Raw genomic sequence first — 24035 nt, forward strand, 5'->3', positions numbered from 1 at the left:
TCGATACCAAAACGATGAAACGGTGTCACTTTTCTATCTATTTCACACGATTCAGATCTTGTAAAATTTCTCACTCTTGCCGCAGCACGGACGCAAACAGCTCGAGTGAGACAATTTAAGAAAAAGCGCTTTTATAAAGCAGTTACTTCCTCAGCTTGCAGCCCTTTCGCACCTTTAGTCACCAGGAACTCAACTCGTTGACCTTCCACTAAAGTTTTACGCCCTGCACTGCTGATAATGGATCTAAAATGAACAAAAACATCATCCTGACCATTATCCCGACTAATGAAGCCATACCCTTTATCATCATTGAACCACTTAACGTGACCAGTTTCTTTAACAGACATTTCTACTTTCCAATTAAAATTAAACACAAACCTGTGATCAAATTCAGGAAACAAGGCGAAGCTTTTAGCGGTATTAATTCGAATTGCTCAGAACAGCCCAAGATTGAATCCCGCGAAAACCAACATGTTAACTGAAAATCATTAGCTCACAAGTAATTAAAATTATAATATGATGTTCTACAAATAGCGAGGAATATGTACAACTTCTTTATAAATGATGCAGAGTTACCAGGCCTTTAAACTACAAAGGTCTGGTGAGATCATGACGTAACTTAAAGAATACTGCAGCGGCTTTTTTCACTCATTTCTTTATCAAGGTTATTGAGTGGTGAAAACACCGGAGCCGTAAAAAACTGAATTCCCCTCATTACATTTTTAAACGAGAAATTCTCTTCATACGTGGGCGAAGGGGTAAATAATTCGCTCATTGTATCGGTTGCTTTATTGCCGACACTGACCACATCCTCAAAGCCACCTAAAACGTAGGATCCCAAGTAAATAGTATTCCCTGTTTGCTGTTCTTTATCCAGCTCCAAACGAACCTCCCACGGCAGAGTAGACATATAGTCTTCCCAAATTTTTTCTTTAATAACCTCTACTTCAGTTACGCCTTCAATAGACTTTAGTTCCTCTATCAACGCAGCATGATCAAAAGTAAAATCATTATGATTTGGAGGCAAATTTACATAAACAGTACATAATCGGCCATCATCTGGTCCTGTGCGATTATCTCGGGTAGTAATGAGAGCCAAATGACCAAAACCGGCTTCATCAAGTCCTTGTGGGAAATAATATTGGTGCGGAGGTAAGCCCTTGATCTTATATACAGCAACAGGATATCTATAAAATTCCAATTGTTTCACACAGTTTGTTTCAGTTTCAGTTAACTCCATCCCCAGGGAAGGCCAATTTTTAGGAGAAGTAGCTAAAACCAAAGCATCTGCAATTTCTGTATATTCTATACCATTTTGTACATAATTAACGGTAACTTGATCCGAATTCCGGTCAATATGAGTGACATGAGCATTCAGGCGAACATCAAAATTCCGGGCAATCTGTTGCATCAGCAGCTGAAATCCCCCGTGTATTGCCAATAATGCAGGTTGTTGGACTATGTGTTCCACCAAAGCAAGCTCAGGCAGTGTCATTTTACCGAAATACTCAAGAACACTATAAGTAGGGCAATGGGTTATAGCACCATAACCAAAACCAGGCACGAAGGGCTTGGTCAAAAGAGGAACATGTTTCATTTCTCTTAACGTGCAATACTCAGTAAATGGACGTTGTAACTCTTCTGGAAGTTGTTTTTTATTTTGTTTTGCGTCTTGATAAATATCATAATCTTCATTAAAAGTTGACATCTCACTAATAAGTTCTTTAACAAAGACTATTTTCTCAGCAAAAGATAATCCATTATATTTTTGTTGTATTTCAACTGTTTCCTGTTCCATTGGCACCATGGTTTCGTAAGTGAGGCCATGCTCGATTAAAGCATCAATCACTACCCCATAGTTAGATGCTACAGCCCCGGCTCCCAGTTCAGTTTTCAGCTCTGGATGATTAGGGTCGGAATAGGTACGACACTTACCACCCACTTCACCCTCGCGCTCCAAAAAGAGCATTTCTATACTCACATGGTGTTCGTCGGCTATTTGTCGAAGCTTGCGAGCACCAAATAAAGCGCTAGGCCCTGCACCAATAAAAATCACTTTAGAGGGAAGTTTTTTCATGACAATCCTTGTTCATTTAACTTAATAAAAAATCCATTCATCTTTGAAGTGGAATCATTTCGCTACCGATTTATCATAAAAAAGGATAAACGGCGCCCTGCTCCATATACATCCAATCAATATGAAGCACAAATTAAATTAACATAGGAATTAGGGAGTTAAAACCAGGGGCTATTGAATACTCCGGAGAAACATCACCCGAAATGCACTATAAGCCCCTCTTGCCCTAAAATGGATTGATAGGTGGTAATACATTAGAACTCTGCTTTTTATCGGCATTTGATCGTTTAAGAGCTATTACGGCTCGCAATAACTCATCGCCTCGCCATAAAATTTTCTCATCACTTTTATATAAAACCTGTGACAGTAGATGAATCTGTTTTTTTAATTGAGCATCTCTAACCAGCTTGGTCAAATCAGAAAGATTCAGTAACGGAGCATCAGGCCATTGCACCTTACCCCATTTTAATAATGCATCACGTGCTTTTTTCGGATTGCATTCAGTACATGCTTTATTTAATTCCGTAAAAGCCTTCCTGACTTGTTTTTTAGGGGAATGACGGTTGTGTTTTTGCCATCCCCACAATCCTAAAGTGATGACCCATGCAAAAGCAAAGAGAATGGCGACAATCCACCCCCAGTTAAATGAAGCCTGTGGATATGAATCAATTACTCGACCTTGGTTCCCTGTCGTTGGCATTACGGAACTGTTTTGGGATTCGGTTTTTTCATTGCTGGTCGCTAAAGAAGGAGTAATATCAAGACTTCGAGGCGCCAGAACCGCAACTTCATCCTTACCCGTTTCCGTATTAAACCAGTGGAGGCGTAATTCAGGGATGGTAATTTTTCCTGCTTTATTAAACAAATAAGTTACTTTAAACTGGGTACTGCCTACCAACTCACCTTGTTTTACCTGATTTTTATCAGCACCTTTTTCAGGGTACACACTAAACGCATCCATTTCTTCAAAATCAAGGGTGGGCAATAGCTGTGCGGGAATGGATACCCCTTCAAGCGTTACTGTGCGGGTTAATGTGCTTCCTTGACCAAGGGTCTGATTCGAATTTTCATACTGCTCACTTAATTTAACCTGTTTTGCAGGTAACCATAATTTACCCTTATATTGAGAGGGAATAGGCTGTACGTTTAGCTTGATTGTTTTATCTTCAACTTTAATTCGCTGAGGATTGATATCATAAATCAAGGCAGTAAACTTTGGAGAAATGATATCCAAAGTACCGCTTTTTTGCGGAAAAATCGCATAATTTTGTTCTTCTACAACATAGTTAACATTATTTTGTACGGTTTGATAGCGCTTGGCATCCCCTAGCGGAATTAACAGGGCATTATCTACTTGTGGCCCCTGATATTCGGCATCCAGAAGTCTTTTGCTGTTGTATAACTTAACGGTATAAATGATCTGTTGATTCACATAAGGTTTCTTTTCATTCACACCTGCCGTCAAAACAACATCTTGTTGCTGCGCGGAATTGTTTTGAAAATCCTGATTAGTCTGACTGCCATCTACATTAATAGTAATAGGATTGCTTTTATCCAATCCCAGTTTTATTGCAGGAATAGTTAATATGCCTGGCTTTAAGGCTTTTAACGAAATAATCCATTGACTGGCCGTTTGAGCCTGACCATTAATAAGTATGTAGTTAACATGACGTTCCGTACCGTAAATGGTGAAGTCCTTTTGCAACACGGTCAAATCTGGAACACCCCCATTTTGAGCACTGTCATCAGTTATGATTAATTTAAAAACATCACCCAAGGCTACCTGGGATGGTTCAACTTGCACCTGAATTTCCGCAAAAGCAAACAGCGCATAACAACTTAACAATACCGATATTATTATTTTTTTCATTGGTACCACCCACGTTCTCTTCGTAAATGATCTCGTAAAAACTTTTCTCTCAGCAAACCACCTGGATCGTCAGGAATCAGCCGTAACCATTGCTGTTTTGCTTGTTGCTTTTCCTGCTCCGCTTCAGACTGAGCATCACCTTCCTGCTGATCCTGATTTGTTTTACTTTGATCTTGTTTGTTATTTTGCTGATCTTTGTTTTGCTGATCTTTGTTTTGCTGATCTTTGTTTTGCTGATCTTTGTTTTGTTGATCTTTGTTTTTTTGGTTCTTATCGTCCTTATCTTTATTTTGTTTTTGCTCTTTATCTTTCTTTAACAATTCTTCTAACAATTTACGGTTATACAATGCATCCTGATTATCAGGATTAATTTTTAACGCTTTGTTATAGGCATCTATAGCCTGTTCGTATTGTCCCATATGTGCTAACGCATTGCCTTGATTGTAATAGCCCTGCTCATTATTTAATTCTTTAAACAATTCAGCGGCCTGCTCATAATCACCGGCACGATATGCGGCTGACCCGATCCAATCATTTCGTTCAAATGTCTCTTTTGCTTTCTTAAACTGCCCTTTTTCCATCAAATGCTGGGCCTGTTGATCGGGTGTATACCACAAATCAGACCAGCTAAATGCTTTGGCTTGCAAGGAAGAGAGTAGAATCATTAAGAATATCAAACAGCGGATCATACGGCCACCCTCTGCAACCAGCCTCGTCGAAATACAGGTAACAAGAACATTAAGGCAGGAATTAAAAACCATCGTCCCTCATCTCGCCAAAGTGGGATGTCATCCTCTTTGCTTAATGCATACTCCTCATTTCCAGTGCTATTAAGCCATAGGTCCAAATCACGCGAATCAGAGGAGTATCTTAATAATTGACCATTACCCGCATTGGCAAAATTTTGAAACAAGGGATTTAATTTACTGTCTGCCCTAACAGGTAAAATTGAAGAATGAATACCGGATTGAGCCAATTTTTTGGCTTTATTAATGGCATCAGATGAAGGCGTGTCGGCAGTTAAGACTAAAATTTGGCCGTGTTGGTACCCAGCCTGGCTAATCAATTGACTGGCCTCATTTAGGGCACTAACCAAATTTTGTCCACCTACTGGCATTACGTCCTGGGTCAAAGAAGATAATAGAGAAGATATGGTTTGCCCATCATCAGTTAACGGAGAAACGACAAAAGGTTCTCCTGTAAAAACAATCAATCCAAATTGCCCAACGTCCTTACGTGTCAATACATCGTGCAATTTGAATTTAGCTCTGCTGAGTCGATTGGGGGTCAAATCATCTGCCATCATATTATCAGACATATCCAATACCAGAACTCGGGGTTCTATAGGTCTGTAAGTGGGAACCGGTAATTTAACCCAACTGGGTCCAGCTATGCTGATAATCATGAAAAAAACACTCAACAATAATAAAATCACCGAGAATTTTCGCGTTCCCTGACGTTTACTTTGAATTAAATGACCCAGCAAATGACTGTCGCATACCTCTCCCCAGGCATGTAGCCGGGGAGTTTGCCGCCATAGAACAAAAGCTAAACCGATCAAAGGGATTACCAATAATAGCCACCATGGCCTCAAAAAATGAAAATCCGCCATCATAACTTCAGTTCCTCCCTGGATCTAAATAGTGCCTTCATGTTAAGAACCCATTCGGCTTTTCTACCCATCCAATAAAAACTTAATAATAAAGCCAATCCAACAAACCAGGGATAATATTCTTTTTGTGGACGGACTGTAGCCTGCTCCTGCTTGACGGTTTCCAGTTGGTTAATGGTCTGATAGATGGCTTGTAAAGACTCGGTATCTGTTGCTCTAAAATAACGTCCGCCCGTCATATCGGCCATTTTCTTTAAAGTGTCTTCATCAAGATCAGCAGTCACGTTCTGATTAAAGAAATCCATGCTTAACGCTCTGGGATCTGCCTCAGAACCTAATCCGATAGTATAAATTTTAATTCCATCATCACGAGCTAACTCAGCGGCTTTTAATGGAGCTAAAACTCCCGAATTATTTGCTCCATCTGTTAAAAGAATGATCACCCGACCCTCTTTGGGCACTTCATCCAATCGTTTTACAGCTAGGCCCACAGCATCTCCGATTGACGTTGTTTTTCCTGCTAAACCTGCCGTTGCATCCTCAATGCGCATTAGCACACTGTGCTTGTCATAAGTAAGCGGAGTTTGCAAATAGGCGCGAGTTCCAAAAAGAATCAAGCCAATTCGATCACCCTTTCGATCCTGTACAAATTGCTCTGCAGCTCGTTTCACAACCAATAAACGGCTGGCTGGACGACCATGCAAGATCATGTCATTAATTTCCATGCTTCCGGACAAATCAAGTACCATCATGATGTTGTAGCCCTCTCTGGCTACTGGTTTAGGCTCACCAACCCAACGCGGACCAGAAAGAGCCAATACAAGCAATAACCAAACTAGAGCAGGGATGATTAATAATTTCTGGGCTGAAACAGATCGCTTTTCCTGTTCCACGATTCCTGCCATTGCTTCAAAAAAGGGGACTTTCAATGCAGTAGGCACTGTAACTGTGACTCTGGGTAACAGATACCAGATCACCACAGGTAAAGGCAATGTAACAAGCACCCAGGGATTCACGAGTTCAAACATGGAGCCCCCCGTTGTTTAATCCATTGCTCTGCACAAGTAAATAAAGGATCCAGATTCACAGACTCCGCCGTTTTAAATGGCGACTCCAGAAGCATGGCCTTAACTTGTTTAAAATCAATGTTTTTACTGGATTTATTTAAAAAATCGATCCAATCGTCACCATGAATACTGGCCACTTCAGCTCTCGGGAAATACACTAAAGCAACTCGTCGTAATAACTCTGAAATTCGCGCACTGGCGATTTGGACATTTCGATCCTTGAGGTAATTTTCTTTGTAAATATGCAATAAACCAAGTGCCTTGCGTTTTGCCAAACCGTTAATATGTCGTTTATAGGACCAATACGCGATACCGATGATAAGCAAAAACATCATACTCATCAGCACATACCATCCTGGAGCCAAGGGCCACCATCCTATGGGATCTGGTAAATGGATGTCCTTTAATTGAGCCAAGGGATCGGTTTTAGCCACGAGACCTCCTTGGAAAAGTCTGGCGCACCAATTGAGTCAGATTTGTCTCGGAGGTAGCCTGTACGTATTGAATTTGCAAGCGCTTGAATTGTTCTCTTAAGTATTCAACTCTCTGCTGACAATACTGTTCATAAGCAGAACTTACGGCAGATAAACTGGTATCCAGTATTATTTCATGCTGGCCATTAGTCATCGCATACTGCTCTGGCTTGGGTGGCGCTAACTCTAGACGGTCACAAATATGGTACGCCAGGATATCATTATGGCCACGCAATCGATTCAGATGCTTTTCACATTCTGCATCCATAGTATAAAAATCACTGATTAATACCAAAATACTTCCCGGCCTTACTACCCGACGCAATCTCACAAGCGCATCACTTAGCAGTCTGGGTTTTTCTTCCCGTTGTGCTTCTGTCTGTGCAGTGTATTGGCTCAGTGATGCCAACAAAGGCAAAACACCAGAATCACGGCCACGCGGAATAAATTCACTATGTTCTGAAGCTGAAAAAAAGAAACCGCCTACCCTGTCTCCTTGTTTAATGACAGTCCATGCCAGAATCGCTGCCAATCGTGCAGCAACTACTGATTTAAAAGCGACACGAGTACCAAAAATCATGGATGGATTAAAATCAACAAGAAAAACGACTGGCCGCTCACGTTCTTCCTGATAAATTTTTACATGAGGCCTGCCTGTACGAGCAGTAACTCGCCATTCCATATGACGAATTTCATCACCTGCCTGATAATTTCTCACCTCGGCAAAATCCATTCCACGACCACGCAATTTGGACAAATGAGAACCAGAACGCAAAGCCCTGCCTTCAGGTTGATATTGAATCGATTGAGCATAGCGTCTCAGATCGATTAATTCATTTAACTCAGCAACAACACCATCTGCCATAAAAACCTCTAAGGAATAGCAACCAAGCGTAATAGCGAGTCAATAAAATCATCGCTGCTCACTCCCTCAGCCTCAGCTTCATAACTCAACAGTATTCTATGCCGCAACACATCATGGGCAACGACATGAATGTCATCTGGAACGACATAATCTCGCCCCGCAAGCCACGCGTGTGCTTTCGAACACCTATCTAAAGCGATAGTGGCACGAGGACTGGCGCCAAAGCGCAACCAACGACCCAGCTCGTCACTATAGACGCCAGGATTTCGCGTTGCAATCACCAACTGCACCAGATAATTTTCCAATGCCTCGCTGGTATGTACTTTTAATACCTGCTTTCGTGCTTCAAATAAAGTGCTTTGCTGCAATTTGGGAAATTGTTCGTGTTTCACCACAGCCGCCCCCAATGCTTCTTTGCGAGTCAAAGCAAGAATATCATGCTCAACCTGAGCATCAGGATACCCAATTTTAACGTACATTAAAAAACGATCCAGCTGAGCTTCCGGCAAAGGATAGGTACCCTCCTGCTCAATTGGATTCTGCGTCGCCATGACTAAAAACAACTCAGGAAGAGGGTATGTTTTACCACCAATGGTAACCTGCCGCTCAGCCATTGCCTCAAGCAAGGCGGATTGGACTTTTGCAGGGGCACGGTTAATTTCATCTGCCAAAATAAGATGATGGAAAATAGGGCCGGGTTGAAATACAAAAGAACCATTTTGCGGATGATAGACATCCGTTCCTGTTAAATCACCGGGCAAAAGATCAGGAGTAAACTGAATACGATGAAAATCACCTTCAACCCCATCAGACAACTCTTTTACCGCCCTTGTTTTAGCCAGACCGGGTGCACCTTCAACCAATAAGTGTCCATCAGCAAGCAAAGCAATTAAAAGCCGGGAGATGAGGCCTTTTTGACCCAAAATCCGCGAATTAAGGTGATCACTTAACCGCAATATCTGATTCTGCACCGTGTCTACACGTTTATCGTCCAGTTGCTCCATTACAATTACCTTTCGAAAAAAAGCTTATCCTAACGTGATTCAATCCAGATGCCAAGTAGCTATCCCAACCACGGCATCAGCCAACCTATTCCAATGGCATTATATAAAAGCAACATGGAACAATCACTATTCAGTCGTCCATAAAATGGGCTGTCAGTAGGGTTGATTAACAATAAAATGCCCACAAACCAAGATCACTATCTGCAACCTTAGGCGTTTCATTTAAATTAGGGGCTGTTGACATTTCTCTATATTCAAGCCTACTTTCCGCGACTTGTTCGCGGAATCGAGAGATCTTGCGCAAAACAAGAACATATTGCATCTATAAAGATTGAATTGGGTCCCGCGAACAAGTCGCGGGACGTCGAAACTTGAATTGTAAGCAACGCCTAAAAACAAAAATGAACGGTCACTGATAATCACTATGAAGCTCAAGGGGCATCATCGCCTGAACCCGCTCGTATAAAGAAATTATTTTTTCGCAAAATACATGAAGCTGTTGCGTATTTTCCCATAAATCATAGCCAATTCCTTTATTGAACACCTGTTGTCTTGATAAAGTTTTGAGCAGAAAAATCTCTTGGGTAGAGAATCCCAGATGGATATTTAACTCCACCAGCTCCATCAGATTTTTATATTCCTTGATGGGTCGATGATCATGCAGACAATAAGCTTTAAAAGTCAATTGAAACGCCTGATACATCAGCGAAGTTATAGGGGCAAATGAATCCAGAGAATCCTCATTCCTGATGATTCCCTGTGAAATCTGTTGGAGCAAATAATCGGCAGAATAGGCATGTTGAGTCGCTATGCTGACTAATTCCAAAGGCGATAAATAACGCTTGTCCATCTGGAGTCTCTCCTGTTCCAAAAGGTACGGAGTAATCAAATCCCTATTACGTCGATGATGACTACTTCTTAGTATTAGATATGTGATAAAATGAGGCTGATTATATCCTTTAATTTATTACATGCACACAATTATTAATAGCCCATTTCAAATAGGTTCCCTTAAACTCCCTCATCGACTCATTCAAGGCCCATTAGCTGGCTACAGTTGCGCGCCATTCAGAGAATTGTTTCATCAATACACCCCGCCGGCGTATTGCGTATCAGAAATGAGCTCTGCTCTTGATGTGTTACACAAACATGCCGATCACTCTCGTTACATTTATCGGTCACCGAATGAAACCGTACTGGCTTATCAAATCTCTGGAACTGATCCCGATGTATTGGCCCAGGCTGCGATTAAACTACAATCCTGTGGTGCTGACTTAATTGATATAAATTGCGGATGTCCCAAAACTAAAATCCGCAAGAAAGGGGCAGGCAGCGCTTTACTGGATAATCCGGAGAAGCTCATTAAAATCATCCAGACAGTACGTAAGTCACTATCCATTCCTCTTACAATAAAAATTCGCATTCAAGGTAATGAAAACGATGTACTTTTGGCCCAACAGATTGAAAAAGCAGGCGCTGACGCACTCATCGTACACGGAAGACGCTGGATTGATGATTATGACATTCAATGCAATCTGCACCAGATTGCACAAATAAAACAAAAAATCAATATTCCGGTGATTGCCAATGGAGACATCTGTACGCAAAGCAACTTGTATGAAGCATTAAGAATCAGTGGCTGTGATGGCTTTATGATCTCTCGCGCAGGCAGCGGACGCCCATGGTTGTATCAGGAGTTACTGGAACAACGTACTGTGCCTATCAACAGCACTGAGATCATACAGATCTTTATGACCCATTTACATGGTCTCAAAACACTTGAAGATGAGTATAAATCAGTTCTACAAAGTAAATCGCTGGTACGCTACTACTTCAAAAACTTGCTGGATATCCCACAATTGAATCGATTTTACCAATTGAATTCATTAACAGAAATTAATGAATTTTTGCTTGAAAACGTCACTCGAAACTAAAAATAGTTAGCTCATTTTTTACCCGATCAGGCTTCGTCCTCCATCCACGTTTAAAACCTGCCCCGTTATAAATGGATTTTCAACCAGGGCCATTATTGCCTGAGCAATGTACTCAGGATCCCCATGACGTTTTAAAGGCGTTTTATCAACGATATTTTGTTGTTCCTTTGTACTTAAACTGTTTGCTTCTTCTGGCCAGGCAATAGCTCCGGGCGCTACTGCATTCACTCTGATAGAGGGTGCGAATTCGCGTGCCAGGCTTCTGGTTTGCATTTCAAGCGCGGCTTTACTTTGGCAATAAACTGAATAACCTTTAAGGGGTTTTTGGGCATGAATATCCGTCACGTTAATGATAGTTCCGGAGTGTTTGCTTAGTAAAGGACGCGCTGCGAGACTCAGTAAAAAAGGAGCTTTTACATGAATATCAAACAATTGTCGCCAATCGTCTTCATTGAATAAATCTGAATCATTTTTGATAAAAACCGATGCGTTGTTGACTAATAAATCCAATCGGCCAGCCCACTCGGATACTGTAGTGATGATCGCTGATGCAGCCCCTTCTTCAGTGAGTTCTCTTTGAATAACGATGGCGCTATTAGCTCGTATATGATTTAAATCAGCAGCCAATGCGTTGGCATCCTTCAGAGAAAAACGACAATGAATCACAACCTTATATCCTGCTCCATGAATTTTTTTAACAATGGCAGCACCTATTCGCCTTGCGCTTCCAGTGATCAATGCCACCTTTGCTTCTTGTTTGTTGTTCTGATTCACGGTATGGTTCCCCTTTTTTTACATAGTTTAATCGATTATGAGCTTAATACATACACTGCATACTCAGCTTAAGGAACAAAATGAATTGCCTTTTATAGAATTCATGCAACTGGCTTTGTATGCTCCGGGAGAAGGTTACTACAGTTCAGGATTACCCAAATTGGGAAAGCAAGGTGATTTTATAACGGCCCCTGAATTAACCCCCTTATTCGGCAAAACACTGGCCAATCAATGCAAACAAATTCTCACATCAATAGAACAGCCTATACTCTTTGAATTTGGTGCTGGCACCGGAGCGCTGTGTAGTGACATTTTAACTCATCTTGAACACCTGAATTGCTTACCCGAAGCTTATTATATTCTGGAAGTCAGCGCTGATTTAAGGCAACGTCAGCAAGAATTGGTTCAACAAAAAATCCCTCATCTGGCTCACAGGGTTTCCTGGCTTGATCACTGGCCTGAGACTCCATTTAATGGCGTTGTATTGGCCAATGAAGTACTGGATGCCATGCCGGTAAATCGGTTCATGCTCAAGGGCAATGAGATTTTCGAGAGTTATATTGCCCTGGACAAAGACGGTGAGTTAATAGAGCTCTTTAAACCCTGCCAAAACGAGCGGTTATATCATTACGTTAAGAATAATCTACCGCAACAAACCACGGAATACGTATCCGAAGTAAATCTGTTTATAGAAGATTGGTTGGCCAATATTTATAACATGCTCAACCATGGCGCTGTCTTTTTAATCGATTATGGTTTTCCTCGACACGAATACTATCACCCCGACCGAAATCAGGGGACATTGATGTGTCACTACCAGCATCATGCTCACCCAGATCCTTTACTTCATCCTGGTGAGCAAGATATTACTGCTCATGTTGATTTTACTCATGTTGCCGAAGCCGGACAGCAGGCTGGATTTCATATTGCCGGGTATACCAATCAAGCCTCTTTTTTGCTGGCTAATGGTCTGCTAAGCTTTATTAATTCGCTGGAAGATGAACGGGAACAATTCCGGGCAAAACAAGCCATAAAGCAATTGACTGATCCCAGTGAGATGGGGGAGTTATTTAAAGTCATTGCCTTAACCAAAAATCTGGACATTGATTTGAATGGATTTCTTCTAAACGATAAACGAGTGAGTTTATAAAATGAAAAAATACCTGACTACGGTGGAATTACAAAAAGAATCCATGAAATTTTCCGCAGGACACACCACGATTTTCTCGGCAACGGAACGAGAACCCTTGCATGGCCATATGTATGGGGTTTATCTGGCCTTGTCGACCTGGGTTGAAGAAAATGGGATGACCTTTGATTATCGCTATTATAAAGAACGCATCCATAAATTATGCCGTCAATTGAATCAGACTTTTTTAATGCCGCAATTCTCTCCATTTCTGGAGTATGCAGAGGATGCAGAATATTATTATTTTACTTTTAACGGTAAAAAAATTCCCTTCCTGAAAGAAGATGTGACCCTGATGCCATTAACTAATATTACCGTCGAGGAACTGTCACGCTGGTTTGTTAATGAATTAATAAAAGAGCATGAAGAACTGGACAAACATCGTATTGATAAAGTGGTTGTCAAAGTATTTTCTGCTCCAGGACAATCTGCCAGTCATGAATGGCACAGAGATTAGATGAAGGCCGTTTATCAAGTCTGTATCCCACATACCAGTCGTGATTTTTTTGACTACGCGGCAGAGAATATTAGACCGTGTATAGGAGCAAGGGTTTGGGTACCATTCCGCAACCAGACAAAATTAGGGATTGTTGTTGGTATCAACTCTTCTCAACAGCCGTCAACGTCTTTAAAGAATATCAATGCCCTAATTGATGAACACCCGATACTTGAACAGGACCTTCTGGAACTGTGCCGATGGATAGGCAATTACTATCAATCGCCACTTTCAGAAGTACTCCCTTTGGCTTTGCCTAAAAAATATCGATTGGGTCAAGCCTGTCAACTACCTACGGGGGATTACTATCAATTAACTGTTCCAGTTGAACATGCACGAAGTAAAATTTCAACCCGCTCTCGCAAACAACAGGAATTGATTGAGTTGCTCAATAAGCATCAAGAACCTGTTTCCAAGCACTATTTAACTAAAAAGGGCTTTAATTCAAACCAGCTATTAGCTTTGGTCGCAGCCGAATTGGTTGCATTATCGCAACAGGTTATTCTACCCGAGCAATCCGATCAGATCTGTTCCCCACCATTAACTCTGAATCCGGAACAAGCCGTTGCCGTATCAACACTTGTAGAACATCTGCATTCTTTTCAGTGTTTTTTACTGCAGGGAATAACGGGAAGCGGGAAGACGGAAGTTTATTTACAAGTAATAGAGAAAGTTCTGGCGCAAGGTAAACAGGTTCTCGTCCTGGTTCCCGAAATCGGATTAACGCCGCAATTATTATCACGGTTTACCGCGCGATTTAAAGAACCCATTGCCGTGATACATTCTAATTTGAATGAAACGGAACGACAAATAGCCTGGCAACTGGCTAAAGAAAATCACGCTAAAATGATTATCGGAACCAGAGCCGCTGTATTTACACCCATGCCCGAATTGGGATTAATTATTATTGATGAAGAACACGACAGTTCATTAAAACAAATGGAAGGGGTGCGCTATTCAGCCCGGGATACTGCATTAATGCGCGCCCATTTAGCCAATATTCCTATTATTCTGGGTTCCGCCACTCCCAGTCTGGAAAGCATGCACAATTGCAAACAAAACAAATACACCTTGCTGCGTTTGAATCATAAAGCCTTATCGACCACGCCCTTACATTATCAATTAATCGATCTACGCGCTCAGACCTTGCAACATGGATTAGCGACTCCAACATTAAAAATCATTGAAGAACATTTAAAGAACAATAATCAGGTGCTGGTGTTTATTAATCGCCGGGGATTTGCTCCAGTATTACTGTGCCATGAATGTGGATGGATGGCAGATTGTAAAGCCTGTGACAGTCATTTAACTCTTCATAAACAGTCTGGACAATTGCTTTGCCATCATTGTGGATTAACACAGAGAATGCCTGTTCATTGCAAAAAATGTCATAGCAAAGAATTGATTCCGATTGGAGCTGGCACACAAAGAATTCACGAATTTTTAAGTACCTGTTTTCCTAAAATCAATATGGTACGGATTGATCGCGACGTCATTCGTAAGAAAAATGCTTTGGATGAGCAACTTGATAAAATATCCAACGGTGAGGTTCAATTAATTGTGGGTACCCAAATGTTAGCTAAAGGGCATCACTTCCCACGCTTATCGTTGGTTGTGGTTCTCGATGCAGATGCAGGATTATATAATCAGGATTTCAGAGCCATGGAACATTTAGGGCAATTATTAACCCAGGTTTCAGGACGGGCAGGACGAGCAGAACACCCTGGACAAGTAGTGATCCAAACTCATTTGCCCAATCATCCTTTGCTCAATTTACTTATCAAACAAGGCTACGATCACTTCGCTGAAGCCTTACTTACTTCCCGTAAAGAAGCAGAATTACCACCTTTTCACTATTTAGCGGTCATCAGAGCCCAAAGTAAAACCATTAGTACTGTATTAAAATTTTTACACGCCACTAAAGATCACATTCAAATGAGCCCTGTCACGGTAATGGGCCCGGCACCAGCGCCGCTCCCCCGTAAAGCCAATCAGCATCGTATGCAATTATTGATTAAGTCTCCCTCAAGAAAAGCTTTAAAAAGTTCATTGACGCAATTACGCGAGTGGTTAACAATAAATAAACTGAGCAATGGCGTTCGCTGGAATGTGGACGTTGATCCTATGGACCTATCATGACTGACCCTAAAATTACCGTTCATCAAAAAACCTTTAATATCGCATGGGGCGATATGGATGCATTAGGACACGTGAATAATGCCCGATATTTTGATTATTTTCAGGAAGCACGTATTGAATGGTTAAGAGAACTTAACATAAAAATGACAGAACAAACCGGGCCAGTGGTCATTCATGTAGCCTGTACCTTTTTAAAGCCCGTAATTTATCCTGCTACAGTCTCCATCATAAGCAAGATACACAGCCTCGGCAATTCCAGTATGCACATGGATCATGATCTGTTTCAGGGTGACGTTCTCATGGCGCAAGGCGTGAGTAAAATTGTCTGGGTCGATTATTTAAAAAATAAATCGATACCCTTGCCCGATTTATTTCGCACCTTTACAAAATAGGAACACTCCTGACTTTGTGCCTAATCAGCAGATTTCGCTTGAATACACCATACCAGCGTTACCCAGGAAGGAACTTACATACTCAATCCATCAGTGGAATTTGAACGTCGTAGTTGATGATCATGAATGTGTTCACGCTCAGGTAGAGGTAGCGATCTACTGAACAGAGTTACATCTCCAGCATCAGTAGTAAATAATTTGACCGATGATTTTTCCTTGCTCTGCGCCTCATCCAGTTTTTCAACCAGTTCAATTTCCAGCAAGTCTTTTTCAATATCACTGATTTGAAGGGTTATATTACCTAGAGACCAATTCAGTGACTCTTCCGCCTTACCAAAATCAGAAACAAACTGTACATCAAGCTCCAAAGTACTCACCTGCCTTTTTAATTGCTTCAGTTCTGTTCGCTTTTGGTCTAAAGTGTTATCGAATGTAGCTTCTATACCCTCTTGCAATTGCGTTAATCCATCCGTAATTTTGTTAGTAGCTAGCCGAGTCTGTGTAATGAAAGCGAAAGTAATCAGTGAAAAGCTGATAAAAGCTAATGCAGCGCCAAAATACATGGTAGGAAGTAATAATCCACAAACAATGATAACTCCTGTAATCGCTAAAATGGGCAGCCCTGCTACTGCAGCAAACACAGCCAAAGGTTTTAATGTTTTGTAATTGCTTTCAAGACGATTAAGTGCCTGCACTTGTTCGTTTATTTTTTCCTTTAAATCTGCAATTTTTTTAACAATAGCCTCCCCATTACCATCATGCTGAACCAATTGATGAAATTTATTTTTAGCTTTTTGTATTTTTTCACGCTGCTCTGTTAAAATTTGAATCAAATAATGTTGTATTGCCTTAACATTTGCAATATTCACATCAAGCTCATTCACCCAGCTTGTTAACTCGGAATTTTTTTGCTGATTTGTTGATTGTTGAATTTCTGTTACTAGCTTCGATTTTAATTTAATCTCTTCAATCGCGGTAATTTTTAACAAGTCTTTAACAAGAGGAGCTATTAAATCCGCACCCTGATATGGGGCTGGAACGGTGATAATCTCATCACCCGTGATCGTCATAAGAGATTTAGAGATAGAAGACAAATCAAGTATAAACTCCAAATGACTCTTGGCAGCCTGTACTGTGCCACGAAATTGTTCATTCCAATACATCAGTTTCGCTTTAAGAACATCTTTTCTGGAACCCAGCGATGGCATTGGAGTTGAAGAATAGAAAATCGAATTCATGCGCTGCATTAAAAGCACGGGTTCTTTAGACCACTGCAATTCATTCATTAACGTTAAATCGGACTTGATTTGAGCCAGAGATATTTCTCTGTTTTGTGCGTCAAAAAATCGAACGCTCGTGTTATTAATTTCATCAGCGCTAGCCTGTTCAAGAAAGCTCTTAATGTCATCCCTAAAATAAATGTTATTGTCATTCGCCTGTATAAATTTACTTGCTAATTGCGGAACAGAAGGGCATATGATTTTGCCATTATTGGTGACCAACTTGATCAAATCCGAATGGTGCAAACGATTTAGAAAGTCATAAAAAGATTGGGCATTTTTAAAGCGTATCGGACTGAGCATCATCTATAACTCCAGAGCATAACAGCACTTTTTGCATAACATCAAAGAACTTAATCAGCATAAAATGTACAACTTTAATACAACGACCAAGATAAGTCAAATTTTATTTATCTTGATCATGATTAAATCGCAATGACAATTAATCTGTCGCTTCATTTTGGACTGCTTAACACATTAAATGTCGTCTTTGAGATCGTAAAGGGACAAAGACGAAAATTCATAGCGAATATTAGGGGCTGTTGGCATTTCATTCTTTTCTGGCCTACTTCCCGCGGAAGTCGTGGAAAGTCGAAACCTGAATTGTCATCAGGCCCTGGAAAAGAAGAATCTACATGTTTTTAGATAGAATTAATTAGCAAAAAAAACAATCGAAACCATTTATATCCATACCGCTTAGTGCATCACTAAATGATATTAGCGATCATCACAAACGGTGTAATAGCCATGCTTATATGGATTAGACCGTCCACGAAATTCATAATCACGACAACGTTGACCATGATTATCGGTATAGCGTTGTTGCAATCGAAAGACAAAATCACCAAAATTCATATCCTGCTGCCACTCTTGAGCATCTCTCTGCTTTTGCTCCTCATCCATTTTATTTAAAAATTTACTCAACTTACTGGTGTACCCAGGAGCACAACACAAAGAAGTAAACAGAAAAAGGAATAGCAAAACATTCTTCACGACACTGACTCGCATATGATCATTAAAGGCAATATTAAATCACATATGACAATTAAAATCCACGCATATGGGCAAAATAAGCACGGCTGTCCCATTAAAAATATGACGTCTTTCCGAGCGTAGCGAGGAATCTCCTGCAAGGTTGCACGATCCCATTACAATGCGGCGATTAAAATCATATCAAGAGTTGAGTTTCCCCAGCCAGCCTTTTTCTGCAGGCGCCTAATGCTCATATCCTTAAATTTCTTTTTGGTATTTTCTAACCTGTTCAAAATAATATGCCGAACCATCGCCATATTTTCAGGGGAATGATCGTTGCATACGTGAGAATCCTCTTCACGTAATGTAACGTCCAAGACCCAATGTAGACTGTTCTCGACAGCCCAGTGACTACGAATAGTCTGAGCAATTTGTTTGGCATTTGCAGCCAAGCTGCTGATAACGTAATGATAATTAATGCATTAATTCTGATTGTGCCAATTTGCAGGAGATTCCTCGCTACGCTCGGAAAGACGTCACATTTTTAATCGGACAGCCGTGGCAAAATAAACATATTATTAACCAGCCCCTTGAGACAAGGGGCTCAATTCAAACCATCTAAAAACGCTCAAACAGCAATGGGGGCTTTTATCGCAGGATGAAATTGATAATTTTCAAACTCAAAATCTTCAAATTGATAGTCGAATAACGACTCTGGTTTCCGCTTAATAGTTAAAGAAGGGAGAGGAAATGGCTCTCTGGCTATTTGAGTTCGTGCTTGTTCCAAATGATTCAGATATAAATGACAGTCCCCTCCTGTCCAGACAAAATCGCCGACGTCAAGTTCACACTGCTGCGCGACCATATGAGTTAACAAGGCATATGAAGCAATATTAAAAGGAACACCTAAAAATACATCTGCGGAACGCTGATACAATTGGCAAGATAATTTATTATCCGCCACATAAAACTGAAATAAAGCATGACAAGGCATTAGTGCCATTTTATCCAGTTCACTTACATTCCAGGCACTGACGATTAAACGTCGAGAATCTGGATTGGTTTTTATCTGCTGCAGGATTTCACTCAATTGATCGATAGTCCGACCATCCGCAGTAGGCCAACTTCGCCATTGTCTGCCATATACAGGTCCCAAGTCACCATGAGCATCCGCCCATTCATCCCAGATGGTCACACCATGTTCATTTAAATAAGCAATATTGGTATCGCCTTGTAAAAACCATAATAATTCGTGCACTATGCTGCGCGTATGAAGTTTTTTTGTAGTAACTAATGGGAACCCTTGTTGCAAATCAAAACGCATTTGATACCCAAAAACAGACAACGTACCAGTACCTGTCCTGTCCGTTTTTTCATGACCATTTTGCAAAATATGCTCTAACAACTGCAAATAAGTTTTCATCGTTTAGCCCGCCACCATATCCAAAATCCTAATAATAGCATGGGAATGGATAATATTTGCCCCATAGTCAACCAGCCGAAGGCTACAAAACCCAATTGAGGATCGGGTTCGCGAAAACACTCTGCAATCAAGCGGCACAGGGCATACCCCATTAAAAACACAGCGGATACCCTGCCCGTACGACGCGGCTTTGAGGCATAGCACCAGACTAAAATAAATAACCCTATACCCTCTAGCCCAAACTCATAGAGCTCTGAAGGGTGGCGAGGCTGGTTGTCTACGTGACTGTACACAATTGCCCAAGGTACCTCAGTTACCCGCCCCCATAGCTCACCGTTTATAAAATTGCCAATTCTTCCTGCTGCTAATCCGACAGGAACCAGAGGGGCAACAAAATCACCAACCTCCAGAAATGTTTTCTTGTATTTACGAGCAAACATCCAGACCGCAATCAGTACGCCTATTAAACCTCCATGAAAAGACATACCTCCTTCCCAAATTTTGAATAATATCCAGGGTTGATGAATTAATTCCTGGGTATTATAAAAAAGCATATAGCCTATGCGCCCCCCCAGAATGACACCCAGCGCAGCATAAAATATCAAATCACTGAGCTGCTCGGAGGTCCAATTCAGCTTATAGTGCTTTATTCGCCAATAACCCAGTAACCAGGCACTAACAAAACCGATCAGATACATCAGGCCATACCAATGCACTTTGATGGGACCCAGAGTAAAAGCAACGGGATCAAGATTTGGAAAGGTGAACATTATGAATTATATTCCTAATAAAATAGCATTTTGGTAGCCGTTAAAATTAATATCACGATGAAACCATATCTTAATTGATTCACCGGCAAAACATAATTTAATTTAGCACCAAAGGGTGCAATCAAGCTACTGCTTAACCCGACCAAAAGAACGGCAGGCCAATAAATATATCCGGTTGTATAAGGAATTGCAGTCATTTCATTCTGACCGGTGATCATTGATATCAAAGACCCTATCAAACCAACAATCAAAGTACATAAATTGGAAACAGGGGATATTTTTCGAATAGCTACGCCGCTGTATTCTAGATAGGGGACAATTAAAACGCCGCCCCCCACACCAAGTAATCCGGAAATCACACCAATAACGGAACTAATACATCCATTAACCCAATAAACAGGAAAGTGACCTAAACTTGGAAAATGCTTCATAAAGAGCATTCTTAAAATCACCAGAATTAAAAAAAGACCAAACACCATTTTCAGCCAGTTGGTAGGCACAAAATCGGATGTAATGACTCCGCAAATAACTCCAAAAACAAGCCAGGGCCATATTTTGTTAAACAGAGGCCAAAGGATTTCTCCAATTTTGTAATGAACCCTTAGTGACGATAAGGAAGTAAATATCATAACAGCCAAAGAGGTACTGGCGGCAACGTGCATAATACTGAGTTCAGGGATCAACTGATTGTATTGAAATACAAAAACGAGTCCTGGAACGACAATGATCCCCCCACCGATACCTATTGCTCCGGACATTACACCAGCAAAAGCACCGATTAGAACATAGACCAAGTTACCAATAACAACGTGTGATAAAATCATGATTTTCCAGCTCTGATTAGTCCGCCTAAACCCTCATCCTCCAAAGCCTTTTGCAAATGGAATCGAATTTCAGCGGGATGCTCAAACTCCAGTACTTCTGCCAGTATCTTACGAGCATTTGCAATGGCAAAATTACGAATCACCCACTTTACCCGTGGTAAGCTGGCAGAGTTCATACTCAAAGTATCAAAGCCCATAGCAATTAATAAAATTACGGCCAAAGGATCACTGGCCATTTCACCGCAAATGCTAACCTCAACCCCTGCTGCATGACCACCTTCTACCACTTTGAGTAAAACACGCAACATGGCGGGATGCAAAGCATCATAGAGTCCTGCGACCCGAGCATTATTACGATCTACAGCCAACAGGTATTGAGTCAAGTCGTTACTGCCAACTGAAATAAAATCAACGCGCTTAGCCATTTCTCTCGCCAGATAGGCAGCAGCTGGCACTTCAATCATGACTCCCAGTTTCGGTTTTTCTATGGCACAACCTTCCTCTAGCAACTCTTCAAATGCCTGTTCGATAAGATAAGTCGCCTCCTCCACCTCACTTAAGTTGGTGACCATAGGCAGCATAATTCGTAAATTATTCAATTCTTCACTAGCACGCATCATGGCACGGACCTGAACCAGAAAGACATCCGGATGGTCCAGAGTAATACGTATGCCTCGCCATCCCAGATATGGGTTCTCTTCTTCCACAGGAAAATAAGGGAGCACTTTATCGCCCCCAATGTCCAGGGTTCGCATGGTTACCGAGCGAGGAGCAAAGGCTTTTAGAGTCTGTCTGTAAATAATGGTTTGTTCATCTTCTGAGGGAAAACGATCTCGGCTCATGAACGGCACTTCGGATCGATACAAACCGACTCCTTCTGCGCCAACGCTCATGGATAAACCAGCATCCATTGCCAATCCTGTATTGACCTGGAGCGAAACGCGATAACTGTCCGTAGTTTCTGCAGGCTTGTCTCTCAAGCTGACCAGACTCTGATTTAATTCATGTTCTTCCTGCGCTAACTGTTTAAATTCAGCCAATATTGCTTTGGACGGGGAGACATAAACATGGCCATAATAACCATCTACAATCAACGCCCGGCGAGAAACCAGTTCAACTTTTAATCCACGAAGCCCCATTACAGTTGGAACGCCCAAAGCCCGAGCTAAAATGGCTACATGTGAATTATTAGAACCTTTTGCGGATACAACGCCTGCCAATTGCCCCTCAGGAACTTCGGCAAGAGCCGCTGCAGTCACTTCTTCACCGATTAGGATAGTGCGTTTTGGATAGACAATTTCCTCTCGTTGAGACCACTGTAATTCAGCCAGAACCCGTCGGCCCAAATCACGAAAATCACTGGCACGCTCACGAAGGTAATCGTCTTCCATACTCTCAAACTGAGATACATGTTTTTTTATAACGGTCGCCAAAGCAGCTTGAGCGCTGATTTTCTCATCACGAATTACATGCTCTACTTCTGCACCCAGACTGTCTTTATCCAAAATTCGCAAATAAACGTCAAATAACGCATGCTCTTCCTCAGCCACAGTAGCCTTCATACGCTTGCTTAAACGCCTCATGTCCTCTCTGGCTGATTCCAAAGCCTCATAAAAAGCACTGACTTCATCATCCAATTCCTCTACAGGATTACGAGGTACCGCATCAATATCTGCCTGAGGGTATACCACTACAGCCGTGCCAATACCAATGCCGGGCACACTACCTATTCCGGTGAGTGCGGTCTGGCTAACTTCTACCTTAGGTTCCGCTCCTAGTGGTCTAGGCTGGGTCAATTCCGCTAATTCACCGGTTGCCTCGGCGTGAGCAATGATACCGCCAAGCTGTGCAGCCAAGGTAATTAAAAAGGATTCTTCTGCATCATCAAAACAGCGCTGTTCTACCTGCTGAACAATCAAAACACCATAAAGCTTCCTGTGCTGAATAATAGGCACGCCCAAAAAGGCATTCAGATGTTCTTCACCTAACAATGGATTATGGTAAAAGTCAGGATGCGTTGGCGCATCTTTCATATTAATGGGCTCTTCACGTCGACCTATTAAACCAATAAGGCCGCTATCAAGAGCAATACGTACACGAAATTCGGCTTGTTTGTTGAGTCCTTCAGTGGCAATTAACACGTATTCCGCATGTTTATTATCGATAAGGTAAACGGATACGGCCTCAGCATTAATGGCTTTATGAATCCGTTGCACCAATATACCAAGTGCCTCAGTTAAATGATCGGCAGTGGTGACGTCTTGAACTATCCGTTTAAGTACTTTTAGCATCTATGGCCTATGATTACCTCTTTTCCGTTTCATACCGTAGGGCGTACGGCGAATTTTTAATAAGGGTTCCAATTCCTTTAAAGCTTGTATATACACTTGTCTCTTAAAAAAGATAACCTGTTGCTCTGGCTCATGAAAATCAATCCAGCGCCAACTATCAAACTCAGGAGAATCGCTTAAATCCAATCTAACTTTCTGCTCACTGGAAATGAGCTTTAATAAATACCATTTTTGTTTCTGGCCAATGACCAAGGGTTCACTGCCATGACGTAAATATTGTTTTGGAAGTCGATACTTAAGCCAACGTTTGGTTGAACCAATAACCTCTACATCATGCTTATCCAAACCGACTTCTTCATGCAGCTCCCGAAACATCGCCTGTAAAGACGTTTCACCTGCAGCCAATCCACCTTGTGGAAATTGCCAGGCATCATGTCCACTGCGTCTACCCCAAAATACTCTATCCGAACTGTTGACCAGGATAATTCCTACATTCAACCTGTAACCGGCACGATCAATCACCATGATGTCACTGCTTAGACTAAACCGTTAATATCCTGATTTTTCCACAAAGTACAAGACC

Annotated in this window: 24 protein-coding genes; 5 read left to right on the plus strand and 19 right to left on the minus strand. The window is 41.4% G+C overall.

Annotated features, from left to right (window positions below):
• Positions 1-131: 131 nt before the first annotated feature.
• The 10 genes from ELY21_RS07965 to ELY21_RS08010 form a co-directional block, all read right to left on the minus strand.
• A complete protein-coding gene (locus ELY21_RS07965; protein WP_018578299.1) occupies positions 132-347 on the minus strand; it encodes a cold-shock protein in 216 nt (71 codons plus the stop codon).
• 272 nt (positions 348-619) lie between these two features.
• Positions 620-2077 carry an FAD-dependent oxidoreductase gene (locus ELY21_RS07970; RefSeq protein ID WP_127108496.1) on the minus strand — a complete coding sequence of 486 codons (1458 nt, stop codon included), beginning with the start codon at positions 2075-2077 and terminating at the stop codon, positions 620-622.
• 226 nt (positions 2078-2303) lie between these two features.
• Entirely contained in the window at positions 2304-3947 is a 1644-nt protein-coding gene (locus tag ELY21_RS07975) for a BatD family protein (protein ID WP_127108498.1), read from the minus strand.
• On the minus strand, positions 3944-4636 hold the full coding sequence (locus ELY21_RS07980) for a tetratricopeptide repeat protein (protein WP_127108500.1): 693 nt from the start codon (positions 4634-4636) through the stop codon (positions 3944-3946). Before ELY21_RS07980 ends, ELY21_RS07975 begins: the two co-directional genes overlap by 4 nt.
• A complete protein-coding gene (locus tag ELY21_RS07985) occupies positions 4633-5562 on the minus strand; it encodes a VWA domain-containing protein (protein WP_127108502.1) in 930 nt (309 codons plus the stop codon). The genes ELY21_RS07980 and ELY21_RS07985 overlap by 4 nt, the downstream gene beginning before the upstream one ends.
• Complete coding sequence (locus ELY21_RS07990) at positions 5559-6587, minus strand: VWA domain-containing protein (RefSeq protein WP_127108504.1); 1029 nt, start codon at positions 6585-6587, stop codon at positions 5559-5561. The genes ELY21_RS07985 and ELY21_RS07990 overlap by 4 nt, the downstream gene beginning before the upstream one ends.
• On the minus strand, positions 6572-7060 hold the full coding sequence (locus ELY21_RS07995) for a DUF4381 domain-containing protein (protein ID WP_127108506.1): 489 nt from the start codon (positions 7058-7060) through the stop codon (positions 6572-6574). The genes ELY21_RS07990 and ELY21_RS07995 overlap by 16 nt, the downstream gene beginning before the upstream one ends.
• Positions 7053-7964: a DUF58 domain-containing protein gene (locus tag ELY21_RS08000; RefSeq protein ID WP_127108508.1), complete on the minus strand. Its 912-nt coding sequence runs from the start codon at positions 7962-7964 to the stop codon at positions 7053-7055. Before ELY21_RS08000 ends, ELY21_RS07995 begins: the two co-directional genes overlap by 8 nt.
• Positions 7965-7972: 8 nt before the next feature.
• On the minus strand, positions 7973-8968 hold the full coding sequence (locus ELY21_RS08005) for a MoxR family ATPase (protein WP_127108510.1): 996 nt from the start codon (positions 8966-8968) through the stop codon (positions 7973-7975).
• A 409-nt stretch (positions 8969-9377) separates the two neighbouring features.
• Complete coding sequence (locus ELY21_RS08010) at positions 9378-9818, minus strand: hypothetical protein (RefSeq protein ID WP_127108512.1); 441 nt, start codon at positions 9816-9818, stop codon at positions 9378-9380.
• 121 nt (positions 9819-9939) lie between these two features.
• Here ELY21_RS08010 and ELY21_RS08015 point away from each other — a divergent pair, with 121 nt between their 5' ends.
• Positions 9940-10902, plus strand: a complete 963-nt coding sequence (locus ELY21_RS08015; RefSeq protein WP_127108514.1) for a tRNA-dihydrouridine synthase — start codon at positions 9940-9942, stop codon at positions 10900-10902.
• A gap of 18 nt (positions 10903-10920) precedes the next feature.
• Here the strand turns inward: ELY21_RS08015 and ELY21_RS08020 are convergent, their stop codons facing one another.
• Positions 10921-11676, minus strand: a complete 756-nt coding sequence (locus ELY21_RS08020; RefSeq protein ID WP_127108516.1) for a pteridine reductase — start codon at positions 11674-11676, stop codon at positions 10921-10923.
• Positions 11677-11713: 37 nt separating this feature from the next.
• Here ELY21_RS08020 and ELY21_RS08025 point away from each other — a divergent pair, with 37 nt between their 5' ends.
• Genes ELY21_RS08025 through ELY21_RS08040 form a run of 4 tightly spaced genes read left to right on the plus strand, consistent with a single transcriptional unit; the run spans position 11714 to position 15892 of the window.
• The gene (locus tag ELY21_RS08025; protein WP_127108518.1) at positions 11714-12826 is read left to right on the plus strand and encodes a class I SAM-dependent methyltransferase; all 1113 of its coding nucleotides are present in this window, start codon (positions 11714-11716) and stop codon (positions 12824-12826) included.
• Position 12827: 1 nt separating this feature from the next.
• Entirely contained in the window at positions 12828-13322 is a 495-nt protein-coding gene (locus tag ELY21_RS08030) for a 6-carboxytetrahydropterin synthase (RefSeq protein ID WP_028382787.1), read from the plus strand.
• Positions 13323-15500 (plus strand): primosomal protein N', encoded by a 2178-nt coding sequence (locus ELY21_RS08035; RefSeq protein ID WP_127108520.1) that lies wholly within the window; start codon positions 13323-13325, stop codon positions 15498-15500.
• Positions 15497-15892: a thioesterase family protein gene (locus tag ELY21_RS08040; protein WP_127108522.1), complete on the plus strand. Its 396-nt coding sequence runs from the start codon at positions 15497-15499 to the stop codon at positions 15890-15892. Before ELY21_RS08035 ends, ELY21_RS08040 begins: the two co-directional genes overlap by 4 nt.
• A gap of 74 nt (positions 15893-15966) precedes the next feature.
• On the opposite strand, the gene ELY21_RS08045 is transcribed toward ELY21_RS08040, so the two are convergent.
• The 8 genes from ELY21_RS08045 to ELY21_RS08080 all read right to left on the minus strand — a co-directional run bounded on the left by ELY21_RS08045 (position 15967) and on the right by ELY21_RS08080 (position 23974).
• Positions 15967-17478 carry a hypothetical protein gene (locus ELY21_RS08045; RefSeq protein ID WP_127108524.1) on the minus strand — a complete coding sequence of 504 codons (1512 nt, stop codon included), beginning with the start codon at positions 17476-17478 and terminating at the stop codon, positions 15967-15969.
• 411 nt (positions 17479-17889) lie between these two features.
• Positions 17890-18165 (minus strand): hypothetical protein, encoded by a 276-nt coding sequence (locus ELY21_RS08050; protein ID WP_127108526.1) that lies wholly within the window; start codon positions 18163-18165, stop codon positions 17890-17892.
• Positions 18166-18320: 155 nt separating this feature from the next.
• Entirely contained in the window at positions 18321-18623 is a 303-nt protein-coding gene (locus tag ELY21_RS08055; protein WP_127108528.1) for an ISAs1 family transposase, read from the minus strand.
• A gap of 149 nt (positions 18624-18772) precedes the next feature.
• On the minus strand, positions 18773-19567 hold the full coding sequence (thyA, locus tag ELY21_RS08060; protein WP_127108530.1) for a thymidylate synthase: 795 nt from the start codon (positions 19565-19567) through the stop codon (positions 18773-18775).
• Positions 19564-20337, minus strand: a complete 774-nt coding sequence (gene lgt / locus ELY21_RS08065; protein ID WP_127108532.1) for a prolipoprotein diacylglyceryl transferase — start codon at positions 20335-20337, stop codon at positions 19564-19566. Before lgt ends, thyA begins: the two co-directional genes overlap by 4 nt.
• A gap of 14 nt (positions 20338-20351) precedes the next feature.
• The gene (locus ELY21_RS08070; RefSeq protein ID WP_127108534.1) at positions 20352-21161 is read right to left on the minus strand and encodes a sulfite exporter TauE/SafE family protein; all 810 of its coding nucleotides are present in this window, start codon (positions 21159-21161) and stop codon (positions 20352-20354) included.
• Complete coding sequence (gene ptsP / locus ELY21_RS08075; RefSeq protein ID WP_127108536.1) at positions 21158-23452, minus strand: phosphoenolpyruvate--protein phosphotransferase; 2295 nt, start codon at positions 23450-23452, stop codon at positions 21158-21160. The genes ELY21_RS08070 and ptsP overlap by 4 nt, the downstream gene beginning before the upstream one ends.
• Positions 23453-23974 (minus strand): RNA pyrophosphohydrolase, encoded by a 522-nt coding sequence (locus tag ELY21_RS08080; protein ID WP_199741677.1) that lies wholly within the window; start codon positions 23972-23974, stop codon positions 23453-23455.
• Between the last annotated feature and the right edge of the window lie 61 nt (positions 23975-24035).

Origin of the sequence: Legionella sp. km535 (assembly GCF_003990085.1) — a bacterium.
Lineage (GTDB): Bacteria > Pseudomonadota > Gammaproteobacteria > Legionellales > Legionellaceae > Legionella > Legionella moravica.

What these genes read in the sequence shown, in the direction of transcription:
- ELY21_RS07975 (WP_127108498.1), bottom strand. Translation starts at nt 3,947, where the DNA reads ATGAAAAAAATAATAATATCGGTATTGTTAAGTTGTTATGCGCTGTTT.
- ELY21_RS07965 (WP_018578299.1), bottom strand. Translation starts at nt 347, where the DNA reads ATGTCTGTTAAAGAAACTGGTCACGTTAAGTGGTTCAATGATGATAAA.
- ELY21_RS08015 (WP_127108514.1), top strand. Translation starts at nt 9,940, where the DNA reads ATGCACACAATTATTAATAGCCCATTTCAAATAGGTTCCCTTAAACTC.
- ELY21_RS08070 (WP_127108534.1), bottom strand. Translation starts at nt 21,161, where the DNA reads ATGATTTTATCACACGTTGTTATTGGTAACTTGGTCTATGTTCTAATC.
- ELY21_RS08000 (WP_127108508.1), bottom strand. Translation starts at nt 7,964, where the DNA reads ATGGCAGATGGTGTTGTTGCTGAGTTAAATGAATTAATCGATCTGAGA.
- ELY21_RS08040 (WP_127108522.1), top strand. Translation starts at nt 15,497, where the DNA reads ATGACTGACCCTAAAATTACCGTTCATCAAAAAACCTTTAATATCGCA.
- ELY21_RS07990 (WP_127108504.1), bottom strand. Translation starts at nt 6,587, where the DNA reads ATGTTTGAACTCGTGAATCCCTGGGTGCTTGTTACATTGCCTTTACCT.
- ELY21_RS08045 (WP_127108524.1), bottom strand. Translation starts at nt 17,478, where the DNA reads ATGATGCTCAGTCCGATACGCTTTAAAAATGCCCAATCTTTTTATGAC.
- ELY21_RS08010 (WP_127108512.1), bottom strand. Translation starts at nt 9,818, where the DNA reads ATGGACAAGCGTTATTTATCGCCTTTGGAATTAGTCAGCATAGCGACT.
- thyA (WP_127108530.1), bottom strand. Translation starts at nt 19,567, where the DNA reads ATGAAAACTTATTTGCAGTTGTTAGAGCATATTTTGCAAAATGGTCAT.
- ELY21_RS08025 (WP_127108518.1), top strand. Translation starts at nt 11,714, where the DNA reads ATGAGCTTAATACATACACTGCATACTCAGCTTAAGGAACAAAATGAA.
- ELY21_RS07985 (WP_127108502.1), bottom strand. Translation starts at nt 5,562, where the DNA reads ATGATGGCGGATTTTCATTTTTTGAGGCCATGGTGGCTATTATTGGTA.
- ELY21_RS07980 (WP_127108500.1), bottom strand. Translation starts at nt 4,636, where the DNA reads ATGATCCGCTGTTTGATATTCTTAATGATTCTACTCTCTTCCTTGCAA.
- ELY21_RS08005 (WP_127108510.1), bottom strand. Translation starts at nt 8,968, where the DNA reads ATGGAGCAACTGGACGATAAACGTGTAGACACGGTGCAGAATCAGATA.
- ptsP (WP_127108536.1), bottom strand. Translation starts at nt 23,452, where the DNA reads ATGCTAAAAGTACTTAAACGGATAGTTCAAGACGTCACCACTGCCGAT.
- lgt (WP_127108532.1), bottom strand. Translation starts at nt 20,337, where the DNA reads ATGTTCACCTTTCCAAATCTTGATCCCGTTGCTTTTACTCTGGGTCCC.
- ELY21_RS08030 (WP_028382787.1), top strand. Translation starts at nt 12,828, where the DNA reads ATGAAAAAATACCTGACTACGGTGGAATTACAAAAAGAATCCATGAAA.
- ELY21_RS07970 (WP_127108496.1), bottom strand. Translation starts at nt 2,077, where the DNA reads ATGAAAAAACTTCCCTCTAAAGTGATTTTTATTGGTGCAGGGCCTAGC.
- ELY21_RS08035 (WP_127108520.1), top strand. Translation starts at nt 13,323, where the DNA reads ATGAAGGCCGTTTATCAAGTCTGTATCCCACATACCAGTCGTGATTTT.